This is a genomic window from Asticcacaulis aquihabitans (genome assembly GCF_032490435.1).
Lineage (GTDB): Bacteria > Pseudomonadota > Alphaproteobacteria > Caulobacterales > Caulobacteraceae > Asticcacaulis.
The window spans coordinates 22,838-42,939 of sequence record NZ_JAVGWM010000003.1; the positions used below are offsets into that span (position 1 = coordinate 22,838).

Annotated in this window: 14 protein-coding genes; 7 read left to right on the top strand and 7 right to left on the bottom strand. The window is 59.3% G+C overall.

Annotated elements, in window-relative coordinates; all coding sequences use genetic code 11:
• Positions 1-4: 4 nt before the first annotated feature.
• Genes RCJ00_RS10815 through RCJ00_RS10825 form a run of 3 tightly spaced genes read left to right on the top strand, consistent with a single transcriptional unit; the run spans position 5 to position 3,785 of the window.
• A complete protein-coding gene (locus tag RCJ00_RS10815) occupies positions 5-1,723 on the top strand; it encodes an acetyl/propionyl/methylcrotonyl-CoA carboxylase subunit alpha (RefSeq protein WP_316221909.1) in 1,719 nt (572 codons plus the stop codon).
• 2 nt (positions 1,724-1,725) lie between these two features.
• Positions 1,726-2,892 (top strand): acyl-CoA dehydrogenase family protein, encoded by a 1,167-nt coding sequence (locus RCJ00_RS10820; RefSeq protein WP_316221910.1) that lies wholly within the window; start codon positions 1,726-1,728, stop codon positions 2,890-2,892.
• Positions 2,889-3,785 (top strand): hydroxymethylglutaryl-CoA lyase, encoded by an 897-nt coding sequence (locus RCJ00_RS10825; RefSeq protein WP_316221911.1) that lies wholly within the window; start codon positions 2,889-2,891, stop codon positions 3,783-3,785. Before RCJ00_RS10820 ends, RCJ00_RS10825 begins: the two co-directional genes overlap by 4 nt.
• 11 nt (positions 3,786-3,796) lie before the next feature.
• Here the strand turns inward: RCJ00_RS10825 and RCJ00_RS10830 are convergent, their stop codons facing one another.
• From RCJ00_RS10830 to RCJ00_RS10840, 3 genes are read right to left on the bottom strand one after another with little or no spacing between them, the layout of a single operon-like run.
• Entirely contained in the window at positions 3,797-4,222 is a 426-nt protein-coding gene (locus tag RCJ00_RS10830) for a DUF2177 family protein (RefSeq protein WP_316221912.1), read from the bottom strand.
• 4 nt (positions 4,223-4,226) lie between these two features.
• Positions 4,227-4,889 carry a ChrR family anti-sigma-E factor gene (locus RCJ00_RS10835; protein ID WP_316221913.1) on the bottom strand — a complete coding sequence of 221 codons (663 nt, stop codon included), beginning with the start codon at positions 4,887-4,889 and terminating at the stop codon, positions 4,227-4,229.
• A complete protein-coding gene (locus RCJ00_RS10840) occupies positions 4,886-5,464 on the bottom strand; it encodes a sigma-70 family RNA polymerase sigma factor (protein ID WP_316221914.1) in 579 nt (192 codons plus the stop codon). Before RCJ00_RS10840 ends, RCJ00_RS10835 begins: the two co-directional genes overlap by 4 nt.
• Positions 5,465-5,670: 206 nt before the next feature.
• On the opposite strand from RCJ00_RS10840, the gene RCJ00_RS10845 reads away from it, so the two are divergent.
• From RCJ00_RS10845 to RCJ00_RS10855, 3 genes are all read left to right on the top strand, one after another.
• On the top strand, positions 5,671-7,029 hold the full coding sequence (locus RCJ00_RS10845; RefSeq protein WP_316221915.1) for an NAD(P)/FAD-dependent oxidoreductase: 1,359 nt from the start codon (positions 5,671-5,673) through the stop codon (positions 7,027-7,029).
• Positions 7,030-7,035: 6 nt separating this feature from the next.
• The gene (locus RCJ00_RS10850) at positions 7,036-7,830 is read left to right on the top strand and encodes a DUF1365 domain-containing protein (RefSeq protein ID WP_316221917.1); all 795 of its coding nucleotides are present in this window, start codon (positions 7,036-7,038) and stop codon (positions 7,828-7,830) included.
• 88 nt (positions 7,831-7,918) lie between these two features.
• Entirely contained in the window at positions 7,919-8,761 is an 843-nt protein-coding gene (locus RCJ00_RS10855) for an alpha/beta hydrolase (protein ID WP_316221918.1), read from the top strand.
• Between the two features lie 10 nt (positions 8,762-8,771).
• Here RCJ00_RS10855 and RCJ00_RS10860 read toward each other — a convergent pair whose 3' ends face one another.
• The 4 genes from RCJ00_RS10860 to RCJ00_RS10875 all read right to left on the bottom strand — a co-directional run bounded on the left by RCJ00_RS10860 (position 8,772) and on the right by RCJ00_RS10875 (position 16,979).
• Complete coding sequence (locus RCJ00_RS10860) at positions 8,772-10,280, bottom strand: tryptophan halogenase family protein (RefSeq protein WP_316221919.1); 1,509 nt, start codon at positions 10,278-10,280, stop codon at positions 8,772-8,774.
• A 99-nt stretch (positions 10,281-10,379) separates the two neighbouring features.
• Positions 10,380-13,166 (bottom strand): TonB-dependent receptor, encoded by a 2,787-nt coding sequence (locus RCJ00_RS10865; RefSeq protein ID WP_316221920.1) that lies wholly within the window; start codon positions 13,164-13,166, stop codon positions 10,380-10,382.
• Positions 13,167-13,701: 535 nt separating this feature from the next.
• Positions 13,702-14,721, bottom strand: coding sequence for a LacI family DNA-binding transcriptional regulator (locus RCJ00_RS10870; protein WP_316221921.1), 1,020 nt, complete (start codon positions 14,719-14,721; stop codon positions 13,702-13,704).
• Positions 14,722-14,852: 131 nt separating this feature from the next.
• Entirely contained in the window at positions 14,853-16,979 is a 2,127-nt protein-coding gene (locus RCJ00_RS10875) for a glycoside hydrolase family 97 protein (protein ID WP_316221922.1), read from the bottom strand.
• Between the two features lie 658 nt (positions 16,980-17,637).
• Between RCJ00_RS10875 and RCJ00_RS10880 the strand changes: the two genes are divergently transcribed.
• Positions 17,638-20,085 carry a glucan 1,4-alpha-glucosidase gene (locus RCJ00_RS10880; protein ID WP_316221923.1) on the top strand — a complete coding sequence of 816 codons (2,448 nt, stop codon included), beginning with the start codon at positions 17,638-17,640 and terminating at the stop codon, positions 20,083-20,085.
• Positions 20,086-20,102 lie beyond the last annotated feature (17 nt).

Genomic DNA, 20,102 nt, shown 5'->3' on the forward strand with positions numbered 1-20,102 from the left:
GGCGATGTTCCACACAATTCTGATCGCCAATCGCGGCGAAATCGCGCGACGCATCATCCGAACCTGCCGACGTCTGGGCGTGCAGACGGTGGCCGTCTATTCCCAGGCCGACGCCGATGCTGCCTTTGTCCGCGAAGCCGACCGCGCCGTCCTGATCGGTCCAGCGGCAGCAGCCGACAGCTATCTACGGGGCGACCGCATCATCGCCGTGGCGATAGAAACGGGTGCGCAGGCGATCCATCCCGGCTACGGCTTTCTGTCGGAAAACGCCGCGTTCGCGGAGGCCTGCGAGGCGGCGGGGCTCACCTTCATCGGTCCGCGCCCGGACGCCATTCGCGCCATGGCGCTCAAAGGGGCGGCCAAGGCGTTGATGACCGCGGCGGGTGTGCCGGTAACCCCCGGCTACCACGGCGAGGATCAGTCGCTTGAAACCCTGCAAGCCGAAGCCGAGCGCATCGGATATCCGGTGCTGATCAAGGCGGTGGCGGGCGGCGGTGGCAAGGGCATGCGCCGGGTCGACGATCCCACCGAGTTCGCCGATGCCTTGACCTCGGCGCAGCGCGAGGGCCTGAATGCATTCAGCGACCCCAAGGTTCTGATCGAGAAATATCTCGAAATTCCCAGACATATCGAAATACAGCTATTCGCCGACGAACAGGGCCATGTCGTCCATCTGTTCGAGCGGGACTGTTCTTTGCAACGTCGCCACCAGAAGGTCATCGAAGAGGCGCCCGCGCCGGACCTGCCCGACGCCATGCGTGCAGCCATGGGAGCCGCCGCCGTGCGTGCCGCCAAGGCCATCCACTATCGCGGGGCTGGGACGGTCGAATTCATCGTCGATGTGTCGCGCGGGATTGCGGATGCGCCCTTCTATTTCATGGAAATGAACACGCGGCTGCAGGTCGAACATCCAGTCACCGAGGAGATCACCGGCCTGGACCTGGTGGAATGGCAGTTGCGGGTGGCGGCCGGCGAACCCCTACCGAAGCGCCAGGACGAACTGACCATCAGCGGACACGCCATTGAAGCGCGACTCTATGCCGAAGACCCGCAAAACGATTTCCTGCCCGCCGCCGGCAAGCTGGACAGGCTTCGCTTTCCACCGTGGGCGCGTATCGAATCGGCTGTCGGTGAAGGCGATACGGTCAGCGTTTTCTACGACCCCATGATCGCCAAGATCATCGTTCAAGGCCGCGACCGCAAACAGGCCCTGTCGCGGATGCGCGACGCCCTGATCGAAACGCAGCTGAGCGGCCTGGCCACCAATCTGGGTTTTCTGCGCCGTCTGATTTCGGACGACGCCTTTGCCGCCGCGCACATCGACACCGGCTTCATCGGCCGCCATCTGGATCGCCTGCTTGCACCGTGGCCCGATGCGGAGATTCCGGCACATGTCCGGGCGGCCGATCCGGGGTCACCATGGAATGACATGACCGGGTGGCTGGTCAACCTGCCACCGCGCTCACCGCTCAATTTGAAGGCCGAGGCCGGTGAAACGGCCATTGCCAGCGGAGACATAAAGGCACCCATGCCGGGCAAGCTGATCGACGTGTTCGTTTCGGCGGGCGACACCGTCGAAAAGGGCCAGAAGCTCCTCATCCTCGGCGCGATGAAGATCGAACACACTATGAAAGCGCCTAAGGCGGGCGTGATAAAGGCCGTCCACGCGGCGGCCGGTGACCAGGTGGGCGACAAAGCCCTTCTGGTCGAAATAGAGGACTGACCATGATCGACTTTCCCCACCTGCAATTCGGCCACGGCGAAGACATCGACGCGCTGCGCGAGGGTGTCGCCCGGTTCGCCGAAATCGAAATCGCCCCCCTGGCCGAAGCCGCCGATCGCGACGATCAATTTCCGATGGCTCTGTGGCGCAAGATGGGCGAGATGGGCGTGCTCGGCCTGACGGCGCCGGAAGAGTTCGGCGGCGCGAACATGGGCTACTTGGCCCATACCATCGCCATGGAGGAAATCTCACGCGCCTCCGCCTCCATAGGTCTGTCCTACGGCGCCCATTCAAACCTCTGCGTCAACCAGATCGTGCGCAACGGCAGCGCCGAACAAAAAGCGCGCTACCTGCCCAAACTGATTTCCGGCGACCATGTCGGGGCCCTGGCCATGTCGGAAACCGGCGCGGGATCGGACGTCGTTTCCATGCGTCTGCGCGCCGACCGCAAGGGTGATCGGTTTGTGCTCAACGGCAGCAAGATGTGGATCACCAACGGCCCCGATGCCGATACACTGGTGGTTTACGCCAAAACGAATATGGATGCCGGTTCGAAAGGCATGACCGCCTTTCTGATCGAAAAAGGGTTCAAGGGTTTTTCCGTGGCCCAAAAGCTCGACAAGCTCGGTATGCGCGGCTCGCACACTGGCGAGCTGGTGTTCGAAGACTGCGAAGTCCCGTATGAAAACGTGCTGGGCACCGAAGGACGCGGTGTCCAGGTGTTGATGTCCGGTCTCGATTACGAACGCGTTGTCCTGTCCGGCGGGCCGCTCGGCATCATGAGGGCCTGTCTCGATGCCGTGATCCCCTACATCCACGAGCGCGAACAGTTCGGCGCGCCGATCGGCACCTTCCAGCTGATGCAGGGCAAGATTGCCGACATGTATTCGACCTGGGCGGCGTGCCGTGCCTATGTCTACGCGGTGGCGGCCGCCTGCGACCGAGGGGAAACCACGCGCAAGGACGCCGCCGGCTGCATACTCTACGCTGCCGAAAAGGCGACCTGGATGGCGGGCGAAGCGATCCAATGCCTCGGCGGTAATGGCTATACCAACGACTTCCCCGTCGGCCGGCTATGGCGTGACGCCAAGCTGTATGAGATCGGGGCCGGCACATCGGAAATCCGCCGTATGCTGATTGGCCGTGAACTGTTCGAGGAAACGAAGTGAGACCGTCCCACGTCACCCTGTACGAGGTGGGCCCGCGCGACGGCCTTCAGGCGGAAACGGCTATCGTTTCCGTCGCCGACAAGATCGCCCTGATCGACCGGCTGTCGAAAAGCGGCCTGACCCATATCGAGGCCGCCAGTTTCGTATCGCCCAAATGGGTACCGCAAATGGCTGACGCCCGTGAAGTAATGACCGGCATTACCCGCGCCACGGATGTGGATTACCCCGTCCTCACACCCAACTTGCAGGGCTATGAAGCCGCCAAGGACGCCGGTGCACGAACCGTAGCCATATTCGGCGCTGCCTCCGAAACCTTCAGCCGCAAGAACATCAACTGCTCGATCTCTGAAAGCCTGGCGCGGTTTCGCTTTGTCACCGATGCCGCCCTATCTGACGGCATGCGGGTGCGCGGCTATGTCTCGACGGTCATCGCCTGTCCTTATGAAGGTCCAATCCAGCCGGAGGCGGTGGCGTCAGTCGCCGAACAGATGCTCGACATGGGATGTTATGAGATTTCGCTGGGCGACACGATCGGTGTCGGCACGCCCGCAGATGTCGCGCGCCTGCTTGATGTCGTCACCGCGCACGTGCCACGCGATCGGTTAGCCGTACATTTCCACGACACCTACGGTCAGGCCCTGGCCAATATACTGACCTCTCTCGACTACGGCATCGCCACCGTGGATGCGTCTGTCGGCGGCCTTGGCGGTTGCCCCTATGCGCCCGGGGCCAGCGGCAATGTCGCGACCGAAGATGTGTTGTACATGCTGAATGGTCTGGGCGTCACGACAGACGTAGACATCCGCAGCATCGTGGATGCCGCCTGGTTCATTTCGGATGTGCTTGGCCGCACGCCCCGGTCCAAGGTCGCCAATGCCATTGGCCGCACCTGATTATCGCGTGACTATCTGAGGCGGTCTATACCGATTGCCTTGACCATGTAGGCCGTCGCACAGGCCGTTAGCAGGGTCACCACCGCCCCCCAGGCCATGTCGATGAAGCTCAGGTTGACAGGCCAGGCGTTGATAACCGACAGGCAGGTCAGGTTATAGGTGGCATAGGCGATCAGGCCGAACAAAGCCGCGCGAAAGGCCAGGTCGAACACCGAAAAGGTGCCGTTGCCGAACAGGGCGGGATAAACGATCAGGTAGGTCAGACCGAACACGTACAGCACATAAAAGGCCACGGCGGGAACCATGTTGGGCTGCGCCCGCATCAGGCTGCCCATAGCCGGCTTGTACAGCGAATTACCCATGGTGGTGAGCCAGATGAAATCGAGCACCGCCAGAATAATCAGGCTGATGACGTAGGTTGTGGTGAAGGCCTTCATTCAATCAGATCCGTGCAATAGGTTTCAACAGCCACCCGAGCAAGGTCTTGGGCACTATGGCGGCTTCTTGAGCTACCAGGCAAAGGCAATCGACATCGCCTTGCATGGCCGGCATGTGACAGTCATCGCTATCATCGCATTGGGCGAAATCGCCGCGATGGTAGTCGCCCTTGTGATCCTTGTAATGACCCTGCAGCATAACGGTTATTTCCCGTCCCCGGTGTGTGTGTTCCGGCATGGCCATTCCGGCCTTGACAAACATCAGATAGGTTTTCGATCCCTTGGCCGGCTGGTCGACAGCGATGGGCGCCAGCCATACGCCTGGCGCGACGAAATAACGGTCCTTGACCTGAACCTGCTTCAGGCTGTCAGGCAGTTCGAACCCCTTTAGGAAGGCCGGCTGACGAACGTCGCGGCGGACTGGTGCCGCATCCGTTTCCGGACGCTCAATACGCGCCAGAGCCAGGTCGAGCGCATTGTCGCTCATCGCCACACCCTCCGCCGCGTCAAGCAGAGCGCCGCCGACGGCTGAAAACACGCGCATGTCGGTCCGGCACTGGGCACACATGTCGAGATGGGTACGCACGCCTAAGGCTATGCCGGGCGCCAAGGCACCACGGTGATAATCCCACAACATCTCTTCGTCGGGGTGGTGGGCGGTACTCATACGCGATCTCCTGATACTGTATCGAACCCCATACGCAGTCGGGTCATGGCCAGACGCAGGCGGGATTTGACGGTCCCCAGAGGGATGGAAAGGGCTTTGGCGATATCGCCATGCGACAGGTCCTCGTAGAAGGACAGGCGCAGAATAGTCTTTTGTTCAACGGGTAAGGTGTCCATCAACGCCGCAACCGACCGGGCCGTCTGCGCATCGCACAGTTGGTCGTCGGCGGCGCGTTCGCCGTCCCCCTGCCACAGGTCCTCGGGCAGGTCACGAACGCGCTTGGCCTTGCGGGCGGCGTCGATGCGCATGTTTCGGGCGATCGAGTAGATCCAGGTCACCGCCGACGCCTTTGACGGATCGAAGAGGTGCGCCTTTCGCCAGACATTTAGGAGGGCATCCTGCGCCAGATCCTCAGCCTCCTGGGCGGTCAGGCCCTGGCCCATGACGAAGGCTTTCACCTTTGGGGCAAAGCGCGTGAACAGAGCCGCATAGGCGGCGCGATCCTTCGTTTCGGAAATGCGAACGATGAGCATTTCCGGGTTGGTGGCGGCGTCTGCTGGGTCCGATGGTGTCATGCGGGCAGAAGATCCGATTGTCAGGGCGCGGTCAAAGTGCATTTTAAAGCCAAAAGCAAAATTATGAACAATGTACGCCTTCCACGAGGTAGTGGATCACTGCTCAGGAAAAAGGAAGGACAAGCAGTGGCCTTTGCGGCGGTTGTGATCCAGGCGGCCCGGCATCGCGTAGATGTTCAGTAACCCCAATGCACAGCGAGTCGTATATGTTTGATCGGTCCTCTTCCAAGCGGCAAAGCATTGCCATCGTCGGCACCGGCATTGCCGGCCTGTCGGCAGCCTGGATGCTGAACAAGAGCTGCGACATCACCGTATTCGAAAGCGAGGCCGAGGTCGGCGGTCACAGCCACAGCGTCAATGTCGGCACGGCCGAAGCGCCCGTGTGGATCGACATGGGCTTCATCGTTTTCAACGCACCCTGCTATCCAAACCTCGTTCAGCTGTTCAAGCATCTCGATGTCGAACATCAGCTTTCGGACATGTCCTTCGGTGTATCCGTAGACAAGGGGCGGCTGGAATATTCCAGCCTCGGCCTGCGCGGCCTGTTCGCCCAGACGCGTAATCTGTTCCGTCCGCGCTTTCTGTCCCTGCTGCTGGATATCGTCCGCTTTTATCGCGAAGCGCCGAAGGACCTGGCAGCCCGGGCGCGGGAAAACTATCGCCTCGGCGACTATCTGAAAGATCGCAATTACGGCCGCGCCTTTATCGACGATCACCTGCTGCCACAGGCGGCGGCCATCTGGTCCACCTCGGCGCGTCAGATCATGGACTACCCGTTTCGCGCCTTCATCGCCTTTTTTGAAAACCATGGCCTGCTCCAGATCATGGATCGCATTATGTGGCGCAGCGTCGTCGGCGGGGCTCAGGCCTACCTCAAAAAGCTGACACCCGAATTCGCCGACAAAATACACACCGGCACCGCCATCCGGTCGGTATCGCGCGATAGTGACGGCGTCACCCTGACCGACCAGCATGGCGTCGCCCGTCGTTTCGATCAGGTCGTGTTCGCCACGCATGCCGACACCACGCTTAAGATGCTGGACGCCAGTCCGGCAGAACGTCGCACGCTTGGCGCCTTTACCTACACCCGCAATGAGGTGGTTCTACACACCGACACGGCCTTCATGCCGCAACGCCGCCGCGCCTGGTCGAGCTGGAATTATCTGGGTGAAAAGGATGCCTCGGATGAGCAGCAACTGTGCGTCACCTACTGGATGAATCTGTTGCAGGTCCTGAAAGACGCACCGAACTATTTCGTCACCTTGAATCCGACCCATGCGGTCGATCCCGCCAAGGTCATCAAGCGGATCGTATTTGAGCACCCCTTATTCGACGTGGCGGCCATCGCGGCCCAGGACCGGCTGGGCGACCTGCAAGGCCAAAACCGCGCCTGGTTCTGCGGCGCCTATTTCGGTTCCGGATTTCACGAAGACGGCCTGCAATCGGGCTTGGCGGTGGCGGAAGGCATTACCGGCGAACGACGGCCCTGGGATTTTGACTGGTCGCAAAGCCGTATCCGCTACAACCCCTGGGCAAACGACGTTCTTCCGATGGCAGCCGAGTAACTCGTCATGGCCGCTGCACCGTCACAATCTGCGCCCGCCCTGCACACCGCGCTATACAGAGGCGAGGTCGTCCACCAACGCTTCGCGCCGAAGCCGCACCGTTTGAGCTATCGGATTTTTCAGGTTCTGATCGACCTGGATGCGCCAGTAACCACCCGCTTCTTCTCACGCAACCGTTTCAACCTGTTTGGCTTCTATGATCGCGATCACGGCCCGGACAAGGCACGGGCCAGGACGGCGTCGTTAAAAGATCGGTTGGTAGCCCTCCTGACTGGCCACGGCCTGTATGAGGCCGGTGACCGGCTGTTTCTGCTCGCCATGCCGCGTATGCTGGGCTTCGTTTTCAATCCGATCAGCCTCTATTTCGTGCAAAAGCCAGACGGGGCGATGCGGGCGATCGTCTACGAAGTCAACAACACCTTCGGCGACCGTCATTCCTACGTCCTGCCCGTGCGCCAGACGGGGCGGCGTGTGTCCCAGGCCAGTGACAAGCGGCTCCACGTTTCCCCTTTCATGGACATGGATATGGCGTACGATTTCGATCTCATCGCGCCGGCAGAGACGTTCGCGTTAAAAATCGACCTGAAACAGGGCGACACCCGCATGCTGTTTGCCGGGTTCAGCGCCAAACGCGAGGCCTTACGTGACCGCACCCTATTATGGCTGTTCTTCGCGATGCCGCTGATGACGCTGGGTGTCGTGATCGGTATCCACTGGGAAGCCCTTCTGCTATTCGCCAAAGGGCTTCGACTGAAACCCAAACCACCGACGGAACGGTCGCAAATCTCCGTGGAGATTTAGAGTCTTTTTGCTGAGGCCCAACCGGCAGAAAGTGATTAGTGATTTTTGATTTTTCTCCTGCTTATTCTGAGATTTTGAGACCGTGACTGTGACGAAACGCTCCCTACTTGGCCTTGTCGGGCTGGCGCCTCTGCTGGCTGGCTGCAATACTCTGACATTGTTCAATACCTTCACGCCTAAGGATGAGGCCCGGCGCGTCGCGCGCGATGTCCAGTTTGGTGAAGATGCCCGTCAGACCTATGATGTGTATGCGCCGAAAGGTACCACTCAGGACCTGCCGGTACTGGTCTTCTTCTACGGTGGTGGGTGGAATTCGGGATCGAAGGCCGACTATGCCTGGATGGGTCATGCCCTGGCGGCGCTCGGCTATGTGGTGGTGATACCCGACTATCGTCTGGTGCCGCAGGTCGTCTACCCCGTCTTTCTTGAAGACAATGCGCGCGCCATAAAACATGTCATCGCCCACGCTGGCGAATACGGCGGTGATGCCAGCCGCCTTGGTGTGGCGGGTCATTCCGCCGGCGCTTACGCGGCGGTCATGATGGCTCTGGATGCCCGCTATCTCGGCAATCCGTCACCGCTTAAGGTCTGCGTCGGCATTGCCGGTCCTTATGATTTCTATCCGTTCGACGTGGCGTCATCGATCGACGCCTTCGGCAAATGGCCCCAGCCCACCGAAACCCAGCCGATCACCTATGCCCGCAAACTCGATACGAAATTCCTGCTGCTGCAAAGCCGGTCGGACCAGGTGGTGGGCCTGCGCAACGCCGTCAATCTCGACGCCCGTCTAAAGGCGGCCGGCACCGATGTGACCTTGAAGCTATATGATGGGCTCAGCCATCAAGATACGGCCGCCGTCTATTCTGTGCCCTTCCGTCGCAAGGCGCCGCTTCTGGCCGACACGCAAGCCTGGCTGGCCGCGAACCTTTAAAAGCCCCAAGTCACGTTTCCGCCTTGCAGTGATAGGCGACATACTGCGCATGAGAAGGCATCTTAGTGACCGTCGCCTCGTAAATCTGGCGGATGTGCTGGAAATAATCATCCAGCTTCTTTTCCGGCACATTCAGCGTCAAGGGCGAACAGCTTTCTGGCATGACGCCTTGGCCGATCAGCACCTGTACCCAATTGGCTTCCTTGAACAGGTCATCCTCATCAACAATGACGCGGCCATGCTGGCGGAAGAAATCGACCTTGCCGCTCAAACTCTCCGGCACGGCCATAGTGCGGCAATGAGTCCAGAACGGGCTGTCGTTGCGCTTGGTGGCGGTGTAATGCAGGACCAGAAAGTCACGAATCCGTTCGTATTCGCACTGGGTCTTGCGGTTATATTCCGCGATCTCGATGGGGTTGAAACCCGTGTCCGGGAACATGTGAGCAAGGCGCTGAAGGGCGGTCTGGACCAGATGTATGCTGGTTGATTCCAGCGGCTCCATGAAGCCCGATGCCAAGCCCAGGGCCACGCAGTTCTTGACCCAGGTTTTACGCCGCCGCCCCGTTGTAAATTTGAGCAGGCGGGGCTCGGCCAGCGGCTCGCCGTCCAGATTGGCAAGCAGGATCTTCGCCGCCGCCTCCGTCTCCATGAAGGCGCTCGAAAAGACATGGCCGTTGCCAGTGCGATGTTGCAAGGGAATACGCCATTGCCATCCGGCGGTATGGGCGCGCGCCTGCGTATAGGGTTTGAGCGGTCCGGCCGACGTACACGGCACCGCCAGCGCGCGATCGCAGGGCAACCAGTGCGTCCAGTCCTCGTAGCCTGCCTTCAACGCGCCCTCGATGAGCACGCCATGAAAGCCCGAGCAATCGAGGAAGAAATCTCCGCCAACTGTCTCTCCGGTTTCAAGGCTCAGGCTTTCAATAAAGCCGTCTTCAGCCCTTAGATTAACCCCGGCCACCTTGCCTTCACGGCGTATGACACCCTCGGCTTCGCAATGTCCACGCAGATACTTAGCCAGCAGGCCCGCGTCGAAGTGCAAGGCGTAATTCATGCCCTCCATGTTCGGGGTGTTGGGAATGGTCTTCATGTGGGTAAAACGATTGGCCTTGGCGGCCATGTGGTTCAAACTGTAATCCCACAGGCTGCCGCCCTTGCCGCGCATCCGCTGCCGCAGCCAATACTGATGGAAGGGCAGGACGCCCAGCGGATTGCCCGGCGCACCGAAGGCATGGCTGTAGCCCTCTCCCTTTTCATACCAGTCGATGAACTCGATACCGAGCTTGTACGTGCCCTGAACCGCCTTCATGACTTCACGTTCGTCGAGGCCGAGAAAGACCAGAAGGTTGACCAGCGGCGGAATGGTGGCCTCTCCCACGCCCACCGTGCCGATGTCGTCCGATTCGATCAGGGTGATGTCGACCGTATCGCCCAAAATGCGGTTGAGGAAGGTCGCGCTCAGCCAGCCGGCCGTGCCGCCACCCAGAATGACGATGGTCTTGATGGGCTCAGCGGCCATGGCGTTTCCCCGAATATCTTATGACCTTAGACGATCTGAATATAAAAGCACCCGCCGACCGGAGAGTCGACGGGTGCAGATTTAAGGTACACGTCGGCTTTAGAAGAACTTGTAGTTCACGCCGAACAGGTAGGTCGAGCCATAGGTTTCTTGGCGCATCACATTGTTCTTGTTGCCCTTGGTGTAGAGCTTGAACGGTTCGTTGGTGATGTTGGTCGCCGAGAACGATAGGGACAGGCCCTTCAGGCTGCCGCCCTGGAATTCGTAGCCCAGTTGGGCATCGAGCAGGGATTCACCGGCGACATACCGGCTTTGCAGGCTGTTGGTATAGTCCGGCACTTCGCCCAGGAAATCGCCGCGATAGCGATTGGACAGACGCGCCGAGAAGCCATGGTTTTCGTAATAGACGGTGGTGTTGACCACCTTCTTGGACAGGCCAGGCAGATCAATCGGGTTGTTGCCAGACGGATTTATTTCCGAATCGTTGAACGCCGCCGAAACAATAACGCCGAAGCCGTTCAGGTACGGTGTGACGAGATCGCCCGGTACCGATAGCGTTAGCTCCACGCCCCGGATCCAGCCGCCGGTGCCATTTTGCATGACGGAGACCGTGCCGGTACGATTGGCCAAGGCCAGCGAGTATGCGGCCGGATTGGCACCGGTCGGGATCGCGGCACCGGTGTAGTCACGCAACAGGGTTTGGTTGTAGATGTAGGAGTTCAGCGTCTTGTGGAAGCCGGCGATCGCGACGTATCCCTTGCGACCAAAGTATTTTTCCCACGAGATATCGACCGCCGTCGCCTTCCATGGACGCAGGCTCGGATTGCCGCCGGAACCGGACCAGTAATAGCTGTTGCCGTTGAACTGCACCGGTTGATTGCCGTTGGAGATCGGACCGTAGCCGACGCCTGCCGCCATGTCGTCCATGCGTGGACGGGCGATGGTGACACCGGCACCTACGCGCAGCGTCATGTCGTCCGACAGAGCGAAGTTGAAGTTGGCGCTCGGCAGAACGTCAGTGTAGTCCGCACTTTCCGTTTTCAGGGTCTTGCCGTTAGCCGTGCCGTCGGTGAAGTAGGACACAGCCGTCTGCTTGGCGTGCTGCGACTGGATGCCGATATTACCCGTCAGCGGGAAGCCGAACAGCTGGGTATCGAGATCGGCCTTCACGAACAGGACATCGATATGCTCATCGACATTCCAGGTGCGCTTGACCGTATCCTGGCTGACGTCCTGCGTGAAATTGAAGTAGCCATCTTTGTACATGGCCAGACCATCGTAGGAGATCATCCCCGATGACCCGCCCAGGAAGGCGGCGTCGGTGACGCCCAGGCGATATTTCTCAGGCACAACTTCCTGCGGCCCCGTCTTCAGCGACAGGAACCCTTCGACGCCCTGCTTGTCCTTTGTCCGATGCGTGGCCGTATAGCCGAAGCTGACGCTCGAGAAGACATTATCCATGTGGCGAGTGGCGGCCAGCTTGATCGTCGACAGCTCGTCTTCGATATGCGGTGCCTTGACGTAGCCGGCGCGATTGGCGACCGGACCACCCCAACCGCCCGGGTCGGTCAGGAAGGTGGTGGCGAAGTTGGAATAGTCGACAACACCATGAAGGGTCGACAGGCCGTAATCGTCCGGCGTGTCGAAGGTCACCGTGTCGAGCTGGCGCGTCGTGGATGAGCTGGCGCCCGTACCGCCTGTCGATTCCAGAATGACGTCATCGCGCGCCACTTTCGAATAGGACACGTCGGCCATCAGGTCCCAGTTGTCGTTCAGCTTGTATTCGGTGTTCAGGCCGATAGCGTCGAGTTTGGCCTTGCGGTCATTGGTATAGTTTTCAACGACGGCGGCGACATCGTTGAAGACGCCGTGTGTGACGAAGGTCTGACCCGCCGTGTAGCCAGGCGCCAGGTGGTTGGCGCCCCAAGCCAGCGGATATTCGATGCGGGCAATCTTCTGCAATTCACGGAAGTCGGAATGATAGGCGTCCAGAGTCATGTGGAGATGGTCGTTGGGCCGCCATTCCAGGACACCCATATAACCGTCGCGCTTCAGATTCGACGAAATGATGCCGTCCTTCGCGCCGCCGAGAATAAGCAGATTGCGGTTGGCGGGCAGGCAGGCGCCGCAAGTCGGATAACCGCCGTCACCCCAGGGCTCTTTCTTCAGGACCTGATAAGGCGAATCGGTATGGGCATAGCCCAAGGCTACGCCGATGGTCTTATTGGCGAACTGATCGATATACATCAGGGAATAGCGGTTGCCCGTATTCTTCATGCCGCCGATGGCAGCGTCTTCGCTGTTCTGCTCGCCGCGGACATTAACGGCGGCAGCGCGCTTGCCATAGGCCAGCGGGCGAACGGTTTGCAGATCGGCAGTACCGGCAATGCCCTGGGTCGTCATGCCGGCGTTCGGTGTCTTGTAGATCAGGACCTGGGAGATCAGTTCCGACGGATACTGGTCGAATTCGACAGAGCGGTTGTCACCGGTGGAAACCTGTTCGCGGCCGTTCAGGGTTGTTACGGTATAATCGGGGCCGAGACCGCGAATGGACAGCGACTGGGCGCGACCGTTTGTGCGCTGGGCCGCAATGCCGGGCAGGCGGGCAATCGATTCGGCGATCGACGCGTCGGGCAGCTTGCCGATGTCTTCGGCGGAGACGGCTTCGACGATCTGGGCTGATTTCTTCTTGGCTGAGATGGCGTCCTGGATACCGCGACGGATGCCGGTCACGACGATGGTCGTCGTGTCATTGGCGGGTTCGGCGGTGGTCGTTTGAGCCATGGCAGGCACCGCGACCGACATGGCGGTCAAGACGGCAGCCGTGGCGCCACAGGTCAGCAGGCGCGTCCTGAACGCCGCGTTACGACCCTTTAATTTAAGCATATGAGCTCTCCTGGTGTTGCGTTTTGATCTTATCAACGCTTGCCCCGTCATTGTTTGCGGAGCATTCGCCTTTGACGTCTCAACCCTCACGACACTCTTATTGGCGTCTAAGGCACGAGTATCTACAACACCGTTCTTTTTGCAATACTTTGCAAAAATTTGCAGTCATCCGCCTAAACAATTTGTAATATTGTGGCTTTCAAGATACGCAATCGTAGCAAAACGGGCATTTTGTGCTACTTTTTAGGCCAATTTTGCAACGAAACTCTTCGTACTTATGACAAAATGCCGGCTAAAAATTTTGACATGAAACGCAAAAACTTGCAAAAATTTGCAAATTCGTCGCAATGGCGATGATGCCGCGGATGACAGCGCTTACCTATAGGTCAACTACGTCTGACAAAACTACAACCCAACCGGGTCAGAGCGGTCAGCATACTGATTGACTCAGGTCAAGATATGCAACTCGCTCTACATTTTACGTTTTTGTTCGTCTTGCTTTCAATTTTGTCAGCCAAATTGAACGCGCGTTGTCCTAGCCCCCGCACGATTCCCTGACCACCAACTCAGTGGCTACGATTTCAGAATGGCTTTCGTCGTTGGAAATCGAACCGATAAGTTTGGAGACCATTAGCTTGCCGGCGCGCGCCAGATCCTGCGAGATGGTCGTGAGCGCGGGCTGAGTCAGCGAAGCCAGAACGATATTGTCGTATCCCACAACGGAAACATCTTCCGGTACGCGCAAGCCGGCGCGCATCAGACCGCGAATCGCGCCCAACGCGATAATGTCGGAGCAGGCGAACAAACCATCGAACGCAATTCCTTTGTTAATCAGGCTAAGGACAGCATTTTCGGCGGATGCGATTTCGAAATGCGTATTGACGACCAGGCGCGGATCATAGACGTGGCCCGATTCATTCAGGACATTGAGATAGCCCTGAAACCGCTGCTTCATTTCGGTGCCTTCCGTTTCGCCGAAATAGGCAATGCGCTTACGGCCAAGGCGGGCGAGATGGGCCGTGGCGCGCGTGCCCCCCTGAAGATTGTTCGATCCGACCGTACAATATTTCTGGCCGGGGATTTCCTGGCCCCACACAATGAATTTGTTGGTTGATCGGGCCAATTGGTTGAAGCGATCGTGCAAATAGCTTTGCCCAAGGAAGATGACACCGTCAGCCTTTATATTCTGCATCAGGGTGACGAGATCGTTCTGGCTTTTGGGCGTCAGATGCGACAGCAGCAGGTCGCACCCCATGTCACGCGCCGCTTCGCCCACGCCGGATATCATTTCCTGGTAAAAGGGGTCTGAAAAGCGACCTTCGCGGCCGTGCGGCGGTGGTATGACGATGGCGATCGTTGCCTGAGATCCCGACATCGACATCGGCATATCCTGGTTCAGGACATAGTTGTGGTCGCGGGCAATCTTCCATACCCGCCGTTTGGTCACACGATTGACGGCAGGGGAATCGTTCAGTGCCCGCGAGACGGTAGCCACGGAGACGCCGGCGATCTTCGCCAGATCCTCAAGCCTGATTTTACCCGAAATTGTATCCATGCGTCCCAACCCAAACCCTTTTCACACGGGCTTGGGATGAGAAAACATAGTTTTCTTTGCGAAAGCAAGCGCTTTCAAAAAACTGCAAAGACAGACGACAACTCTCGGCGCCACGAAATGCGGCGTGTGGACTATTTTTTCTTCTTTGCAGCTTTGCCGCCCTGGGCCACAAAGCGGATGGCCTGACCACCACCCGGTGCCATGCGTATAGCCAGCGTGTCAGCGGCGGTCACCGGCTTTTCTTCGATAACGATGTCGAAGCGAGCATCGCCAGTCAGGCCCGCCTTGGGGCCATCGCGATAGATTTGCGCGACGTATTTTTTCGCCGGATCGAGGAAGGTCAGGGGCACGGACACCGTACGTTCGGTTTCATCCGTCACCGCGCCGAGATACCAGTCTTCTGAATGACGATCCTTGCGCACTATGGTGGCATAGTCACCGATCTCACCATTGAGGGCGATCGACTGCTCCCAATCCACCGGCACATCCTTTATGAACTGGAACGGCTTCGGGTATTTGGCATAGTTTTCCGGCAGGTCGGCCGCCATCTGTATCGGCGAATACAATACAACATAGAGGGCCAGTTGCTTGGCTTGGGTCGAGGCAATCGGCTTGCCCTGCCCTTGCAACGACAGCACGCCCGGCGTGAAGTCCATCGGGCCGCTCAGCATGCGCGTGAAGACCAGGTTGGACTCGTGCTCAGGCGGATTCTGCGGATCGCCCCAGGCGTTATATTCCATGCCCCGCTGACCTTCGCGCGACACCCAGTTCGGGTAAGTACGGCGCAGGCCGGTATCCTTGATCGGCTCGTGGGTATCGATGGCGATATGGTACTTGGCCGCTGTCGTGACGTTCAGGAGGTAATGGCGGACCATTTCCTGGCTGTCGTTCCAGGCATAGCGGATGGCCCCATCGGCGGCCCGAACACGCGCGCCTCCGGCATCGGCGACGTAGCCCGTCTTCACCGAATCGACGCCATATTTTTCGTACTGGGCAAAACCCGCCGCCATCTGCGGTTCATAGACCGAGACATTGCCTGAGGTTTCGTTATGGCCGACCAGATGCACGCCTTTTTTCAGGCCATAGGCCGAAATGGCCGCTAGGTCGAAATCGGGATAGCTTTCGGTGAAGGAGAAATTGTAGCCCTTCCCGAACCAGTCTTCCCATCCCTTGTTCCAGCCTTCGACCAATACACCGCGGAAACCGTTCTTCGCGGCAAAATCGATGTAGGCCTTGGTATTTTCGGTCGTCGCGCCATGGCGCGGCCCCGCTTCCCAGGTCCATTTATTGAGGTGCATCCCCCACCAAATGCCGACATATTTGTACGGTTTGACCCACGACACGTCGCCCAGCTTGTTGGGTTCATTCAGGTTGAGGATCAGGTCGGACCCATTGTACAGAGCCGCCGCCGAGTCGGTGATTTGCATTGTCCGCCACGGTGTCGGGAACGGCGCGTCACGCACCACCGGCGCCCCCATGGCCGACGGGGCCAGACGGGTTTTCAGGCGCTGGCCATCGACGCGACGCAACCAGTAGGCGGCGTAATCGACCAGAGCGGCCTCGTGGAAGGAAATATAAAGCCCCTTGTCGGTCTTGACCGTCATCGGCGTCTGGGCTTCGCTGACCTGGTTCAACGGCGTCTTTTCGTAGAGGTATTCCTCACGGTTCCATTCGCCGGCCACGTCCCACCACGCCGTCGCCGGATCAGCGATGGCGAACTCGGTCAATTCGTCCATGATTTCCAGCTTGTGCAACTGCGGCTGGTCGGGGAACTCATAGCGGAACCCCAGGCCATCGTCGTAGAGCCGGAACACGACCGTCATCTTGCGGTTATCCCACGTCTTCTGGACCACATTGACGCGTAATTCGTTATAATGGTTGCGCGTCAACCGGCGCTCGCCCCAGGGCTGCTCCCAGGTGTCATCATGCGTCGTCGTTTCCGTGTTTTCGAGCGAGAAATAGCGGTCGAATTTCGGCGCATTGGCCAGGATAAGACCCAGACGCGACGGATTGACGATGACCTGGCCCTTTCGCGACACCTGATAGGACAGGTTGCCGTCGCCACTCAGCATGACATCGACGTGCAACACCTTGTCCGGTGAATCCGCGCTGGCGATGGTCTGGAACTTGGGCGCAGCCTGCGAGGACTGCGACACATCCGCGGCTGGGGCGGCGTCCTGAGCCAAGGCGGGAAGCCCGGCACCACCGCCGGCCAGTAGAAAGAGGGCGAGAGTCGTCAGGCGTGGCCTGGAGATCATGGCGGGTTTCCTTGTTCCTGTAATCGTTATCAAGCACGCTTTAAGCCAAGTTTGTCCGGTACAAAAGCCCTTTGCCGCCGCAAAGCCGGTGCATACGTATTCAACAGAACGAATTCGAATTGAATACGTATTCAAGATTGCGCGCACCTTAAGACCCATTTAGCCTTGTCTGACGTCGTAGACAGTACGCGCCCTCAACGGCAGGACGACAAACCGCGTGAAGACAGAATATTTTTTCTAATTATTTGCCTTACGCCTACTTTTTTTCTTGCGCAATGCGCGTGCAAACGTTTACATATGGGTTTCGGGCCGCAAACCGACGGCGTCAGCCATGCTGTGCGCGTTTTCGACCCGTTTTTGCCATTCCGGTTGTTGTGACGCGACCGGGATACGCCAATTGCAGAGTGCATGCTTTGTAAGTGGTATCTTCTCAACATAAACTCCCTTTGGCCCTTACCGGCCAAAGGGTTTTTTTGTGCCCGCAGCCTCCGCCGCAGGTCCTGCATTCGTATTCATGCGCATTTTGCCGTCGTGAATACGTATGCAACGCGACGAAGCGTCTGCGCTTTGTCATAGTGGACAAAACAGCCGTCAAAACGGTCAAACAACAAGATCCGCCGATATGCGTTTGGACGCCGCGCGGAGGCAGTGAGGACGTATGGAACACCGCAAGCGATATTCGCCCGCCTGGGTCAGCGCGATCGCCCTTTGCGCCTGCCTGTCAGGTGTATCGCCAGCTATGGCGAAGGACGAAATGCCGGACCACAACCCGACCGTCATCGCCGATGCAAAGGCGAGCGATGGTCCGGGCGTGGCCTCGCCTTGGTCCTATTCCGGCAAGCAAGGCATAGGCACCGCCTATGAAGCCTACAAAAACTATCAGTTTTCCGACACGGCCGTCACCGGCAAGGTATCGAAGGTGTGGTTCTCGCTCGCTGAAGGCGTCGTTACGGAGACCATGTACGGGCGCATTCACGAAGCCCAGATCCGCGAACTGCAGATTGCCGTGACCGGCAAGGGCTGGACGGCCTTCGAACGCACCGACACCACGTCGCATGTCGCCTATTTGCATACCGATTCCGCCGGGCGGCCCTTGTCGCCCGCCTATCGCCTGACCAATACGGACAAACAGGGCCGCTTCGTTATCATCAAGGATGTGTTTACCGATCCCGATCACCAGACCCTGATGGTCCGTGTCACGGTCAAGGCATTGAAGGGACCTGTGACGCCCTATGTCATTCTCGACCCATCCATGGCCAATACGTCGGGCGATGACGAGGGCCGCGTTGATCTCAATCACCTGCAGGCCTGGCAAGGCCGCGTCGCGCTCAATCTATCGGCTAGCGTGCCTTTCAAAGCGGCGAATGTCGGTTATACCGGCACCACCGACGGCATCAAGGACTTGGCGACTCGCCAGACGCTGGGCACCCCGCACGGCGCCACCACGGTCAAAGGCAATATCGTTCTGGTCGGTCAGTTGCCGACCGTCACGAAGACCATGACCGTCGATCTGGCCGTCGGTTTCGGCGCCACGACCGCCGCCGCGACGACCGAATCCGCCGCCACGCTCAAAGCCGGCTACACCCGGGTGCTGGCCAATTTCAACGGTGAGGGCAAGGCCGTCGGGTGGGAAGACTATCTGGCCTCCCTGACCGAACTGAAAAGCCTGATCCCGCTGTCCGAAGACAATGGCAAGCTGCTCTACGCTTCGGCGCTGATGCTAAAGACCCAGGAAGACCATACCTCCGCCGGCGCGCTGATCGCTTCGCTCAGCAATCCGTGGGGCGATACCGTCACGACAGATGTGTCATCGACGGGTTACAAGGCCGTATGGCCGCGCGACTTCTATCAGGTCTCGATGGCCCTGGCCGCCCTGGGCGACCGGCAAACCCCGGTTGCCGCTTTCCGCTATCTGCCGACGGTTCAGGTAAAGGCGTCTACGCCGGGCAATACCGGCGCCACAGGCTGGTTCATGCAAAAGGCCCATGTCGATGGCACGCCGGAATGGGTCGGCGTCCAGCTCGATCAGACGGCCATGCCGATCCTGCTCGGCGCACGCCTGGAACGCCTCGGCCTGATCAAGACGGACGAGCTGATGTCGTCCTACAAGACCATGCTCAAGCCGGCTGCCGACTTCCTGAGCCACGGCGGTACGGTCGGACTGGACTGGAACCACGCTACCATCACCCCACCCTATAGCCAGCAGGAGCGCTGGGAAGAACAGGAAGGTCATTCGCCGTCAACCACGGCGGCGGTCATCGCGGGACTGGTCGCGGCCGCCGACATCGCCACCCAGGCGGGCGACGCGCAGGACGCCAAACTGTATGGAGCGACAGCCGAAGACTATTCCCGCAAGCTGGAGCAGCGCCTGTTCACGACGTCGGGCAAGGTGCGCGGCGATGATAAGCCCGCCAGCTATTATCTGCGTATTTCCCGCTCCGAAGACGCCAATGCGCCAGGCGTATTGGACGACCGGAACGGTCGCAAGGGACTACGGTCGGACCTGATGATCGATGCCGGTTTCCTGGAACTGGTCCGCTATGGCGTGCGCCCGGCGGACGATCAGGCCATTACCCAGTCGCTGGCCGTCATCGACGATCAGACCCTGCCGGAAAATCTGCGGGTACGGTACGATTTCCATTTTCCCGGCAGCACTGTGACCGTTCCCGGCTTCCGCCGCTATGGCAATGACGGCTATGGCGAAGGCACGGAAGGCGGCAATTACGGCACAATGTCCGCCGATCAGCGCGGCCGGGTCTGGCCGATCTTTACCGGCGAACGTGGTCACTACGAACTGGCGCGCGACGCCTTGAAAACGGGTGGGGCAACAGCGGCCGATATCGACGCCATTCGCGCCACCTATGTCAAGGGAATGGAATTGTTCGCCAACGAAGGCCTGATGATCCCCGAACAGGTGTTCGACGGCGTCGGATCGAAGACGGCCCACGACTACGCCATTGGCGAAGGCACCGACAGCGCCACGCCGCTGGCCTGGTCACACGCCGAATATGTCAAGCTCTTGCGGTCCCTACTTGATCGCCAGGTCTGGGACCGTAACCCCGCGACTTTCGACCACTTCTCGTCTTCTTCCAAGGTCAAAGATTAGTCTCAACCCCTTTGACC

Bases quoted from the DNA above. Each gene is read 5' to 3' on its own strand.
- RCJ00_RS10815 (WP_316221909.1), top strand. From the start codon at position 5: ATGTTCCACACAATTCTGATCGCCAATCGCGGCGAAATCGCGCGACGC.
- RCJ00_RS10820 (WP_316221910.1), top strand. From the start codon at position 1,726: ATGATCGACTTTCCCCACCTGCAATTCGGCCACGGCGAAGACATCGAC.
- RCJ00_RS10830 (WP_316221912.1), bottom strand. From the start codon at position 4,222: ATGAAGGCCTTCACCACAACCTACGTCATCAGCCTGATTATTCTGGCG.
- RCJ00_RS10835 (WP_316221913.1), bottom strand. From the start codon at position 4,889: ATGAGTACCGCCCACCACCCCGACGAAGAGATGTTGTGGGATTATCAC.
- RCJ00_RS10840 (WP_316221914.1), bottom strand. From the start codon at position 5,464: ATGACACCATCGGACCCAGCAGACGCCGCCACCAACCCGGAAATGCTC.
- RCJ00_RS10845 (WP_316221915.1), top strand. From the start codon at position 5,671: ATGTTTGATCGGTCCTCTTCCAAGCGGCAAAGCATTGCCATCGTCGGC.
- RCJ00_RS10850 (WP_316221917.1), top strand. From the start codon at position 7,036: ATGGCCGCTGCACCGTCACAATCTGCGCCCGCCCTGCACACCGCGCTA.
- RCJ00_RS10860 (WP_316221919.1), bottom strand. From the start codon at position 10,280: ATGGCCGCTGAGCCCATCAAGACCATCGTCATTCTGGGTGGCGGCACG.
- RCJ00_RS10865 (WP_316221920.1), bottom strand. From the start codon at position 13,166: ATGCTTAAATTAAAGGGTCGTAACGCGGCGTTCAGGACGCGCCTGCTG.
- RCJ00_RS10870 (WP_316221921.1), bottom strand. From the start codon at position 14,721: ATGGATACAATTTCGGGTAAAATCAGGCTTGAGGATCTGGCGAAGATC.
- RCJ00_RS10875 (WP_316221922.1), bottom strand. From the start codon at position 16,979: ATGATCTCCAGGCCACGCCTGACGACTCTCGCCCTCTTTCTACTGGCC.
- RCJ00_RS10880 (WP_316221923.1), top strand. From the start codon at position 17,638: ATGGAACACCGCAAGCGATATTCGCCCGCCTGGGTCAGCGCGATCGCC.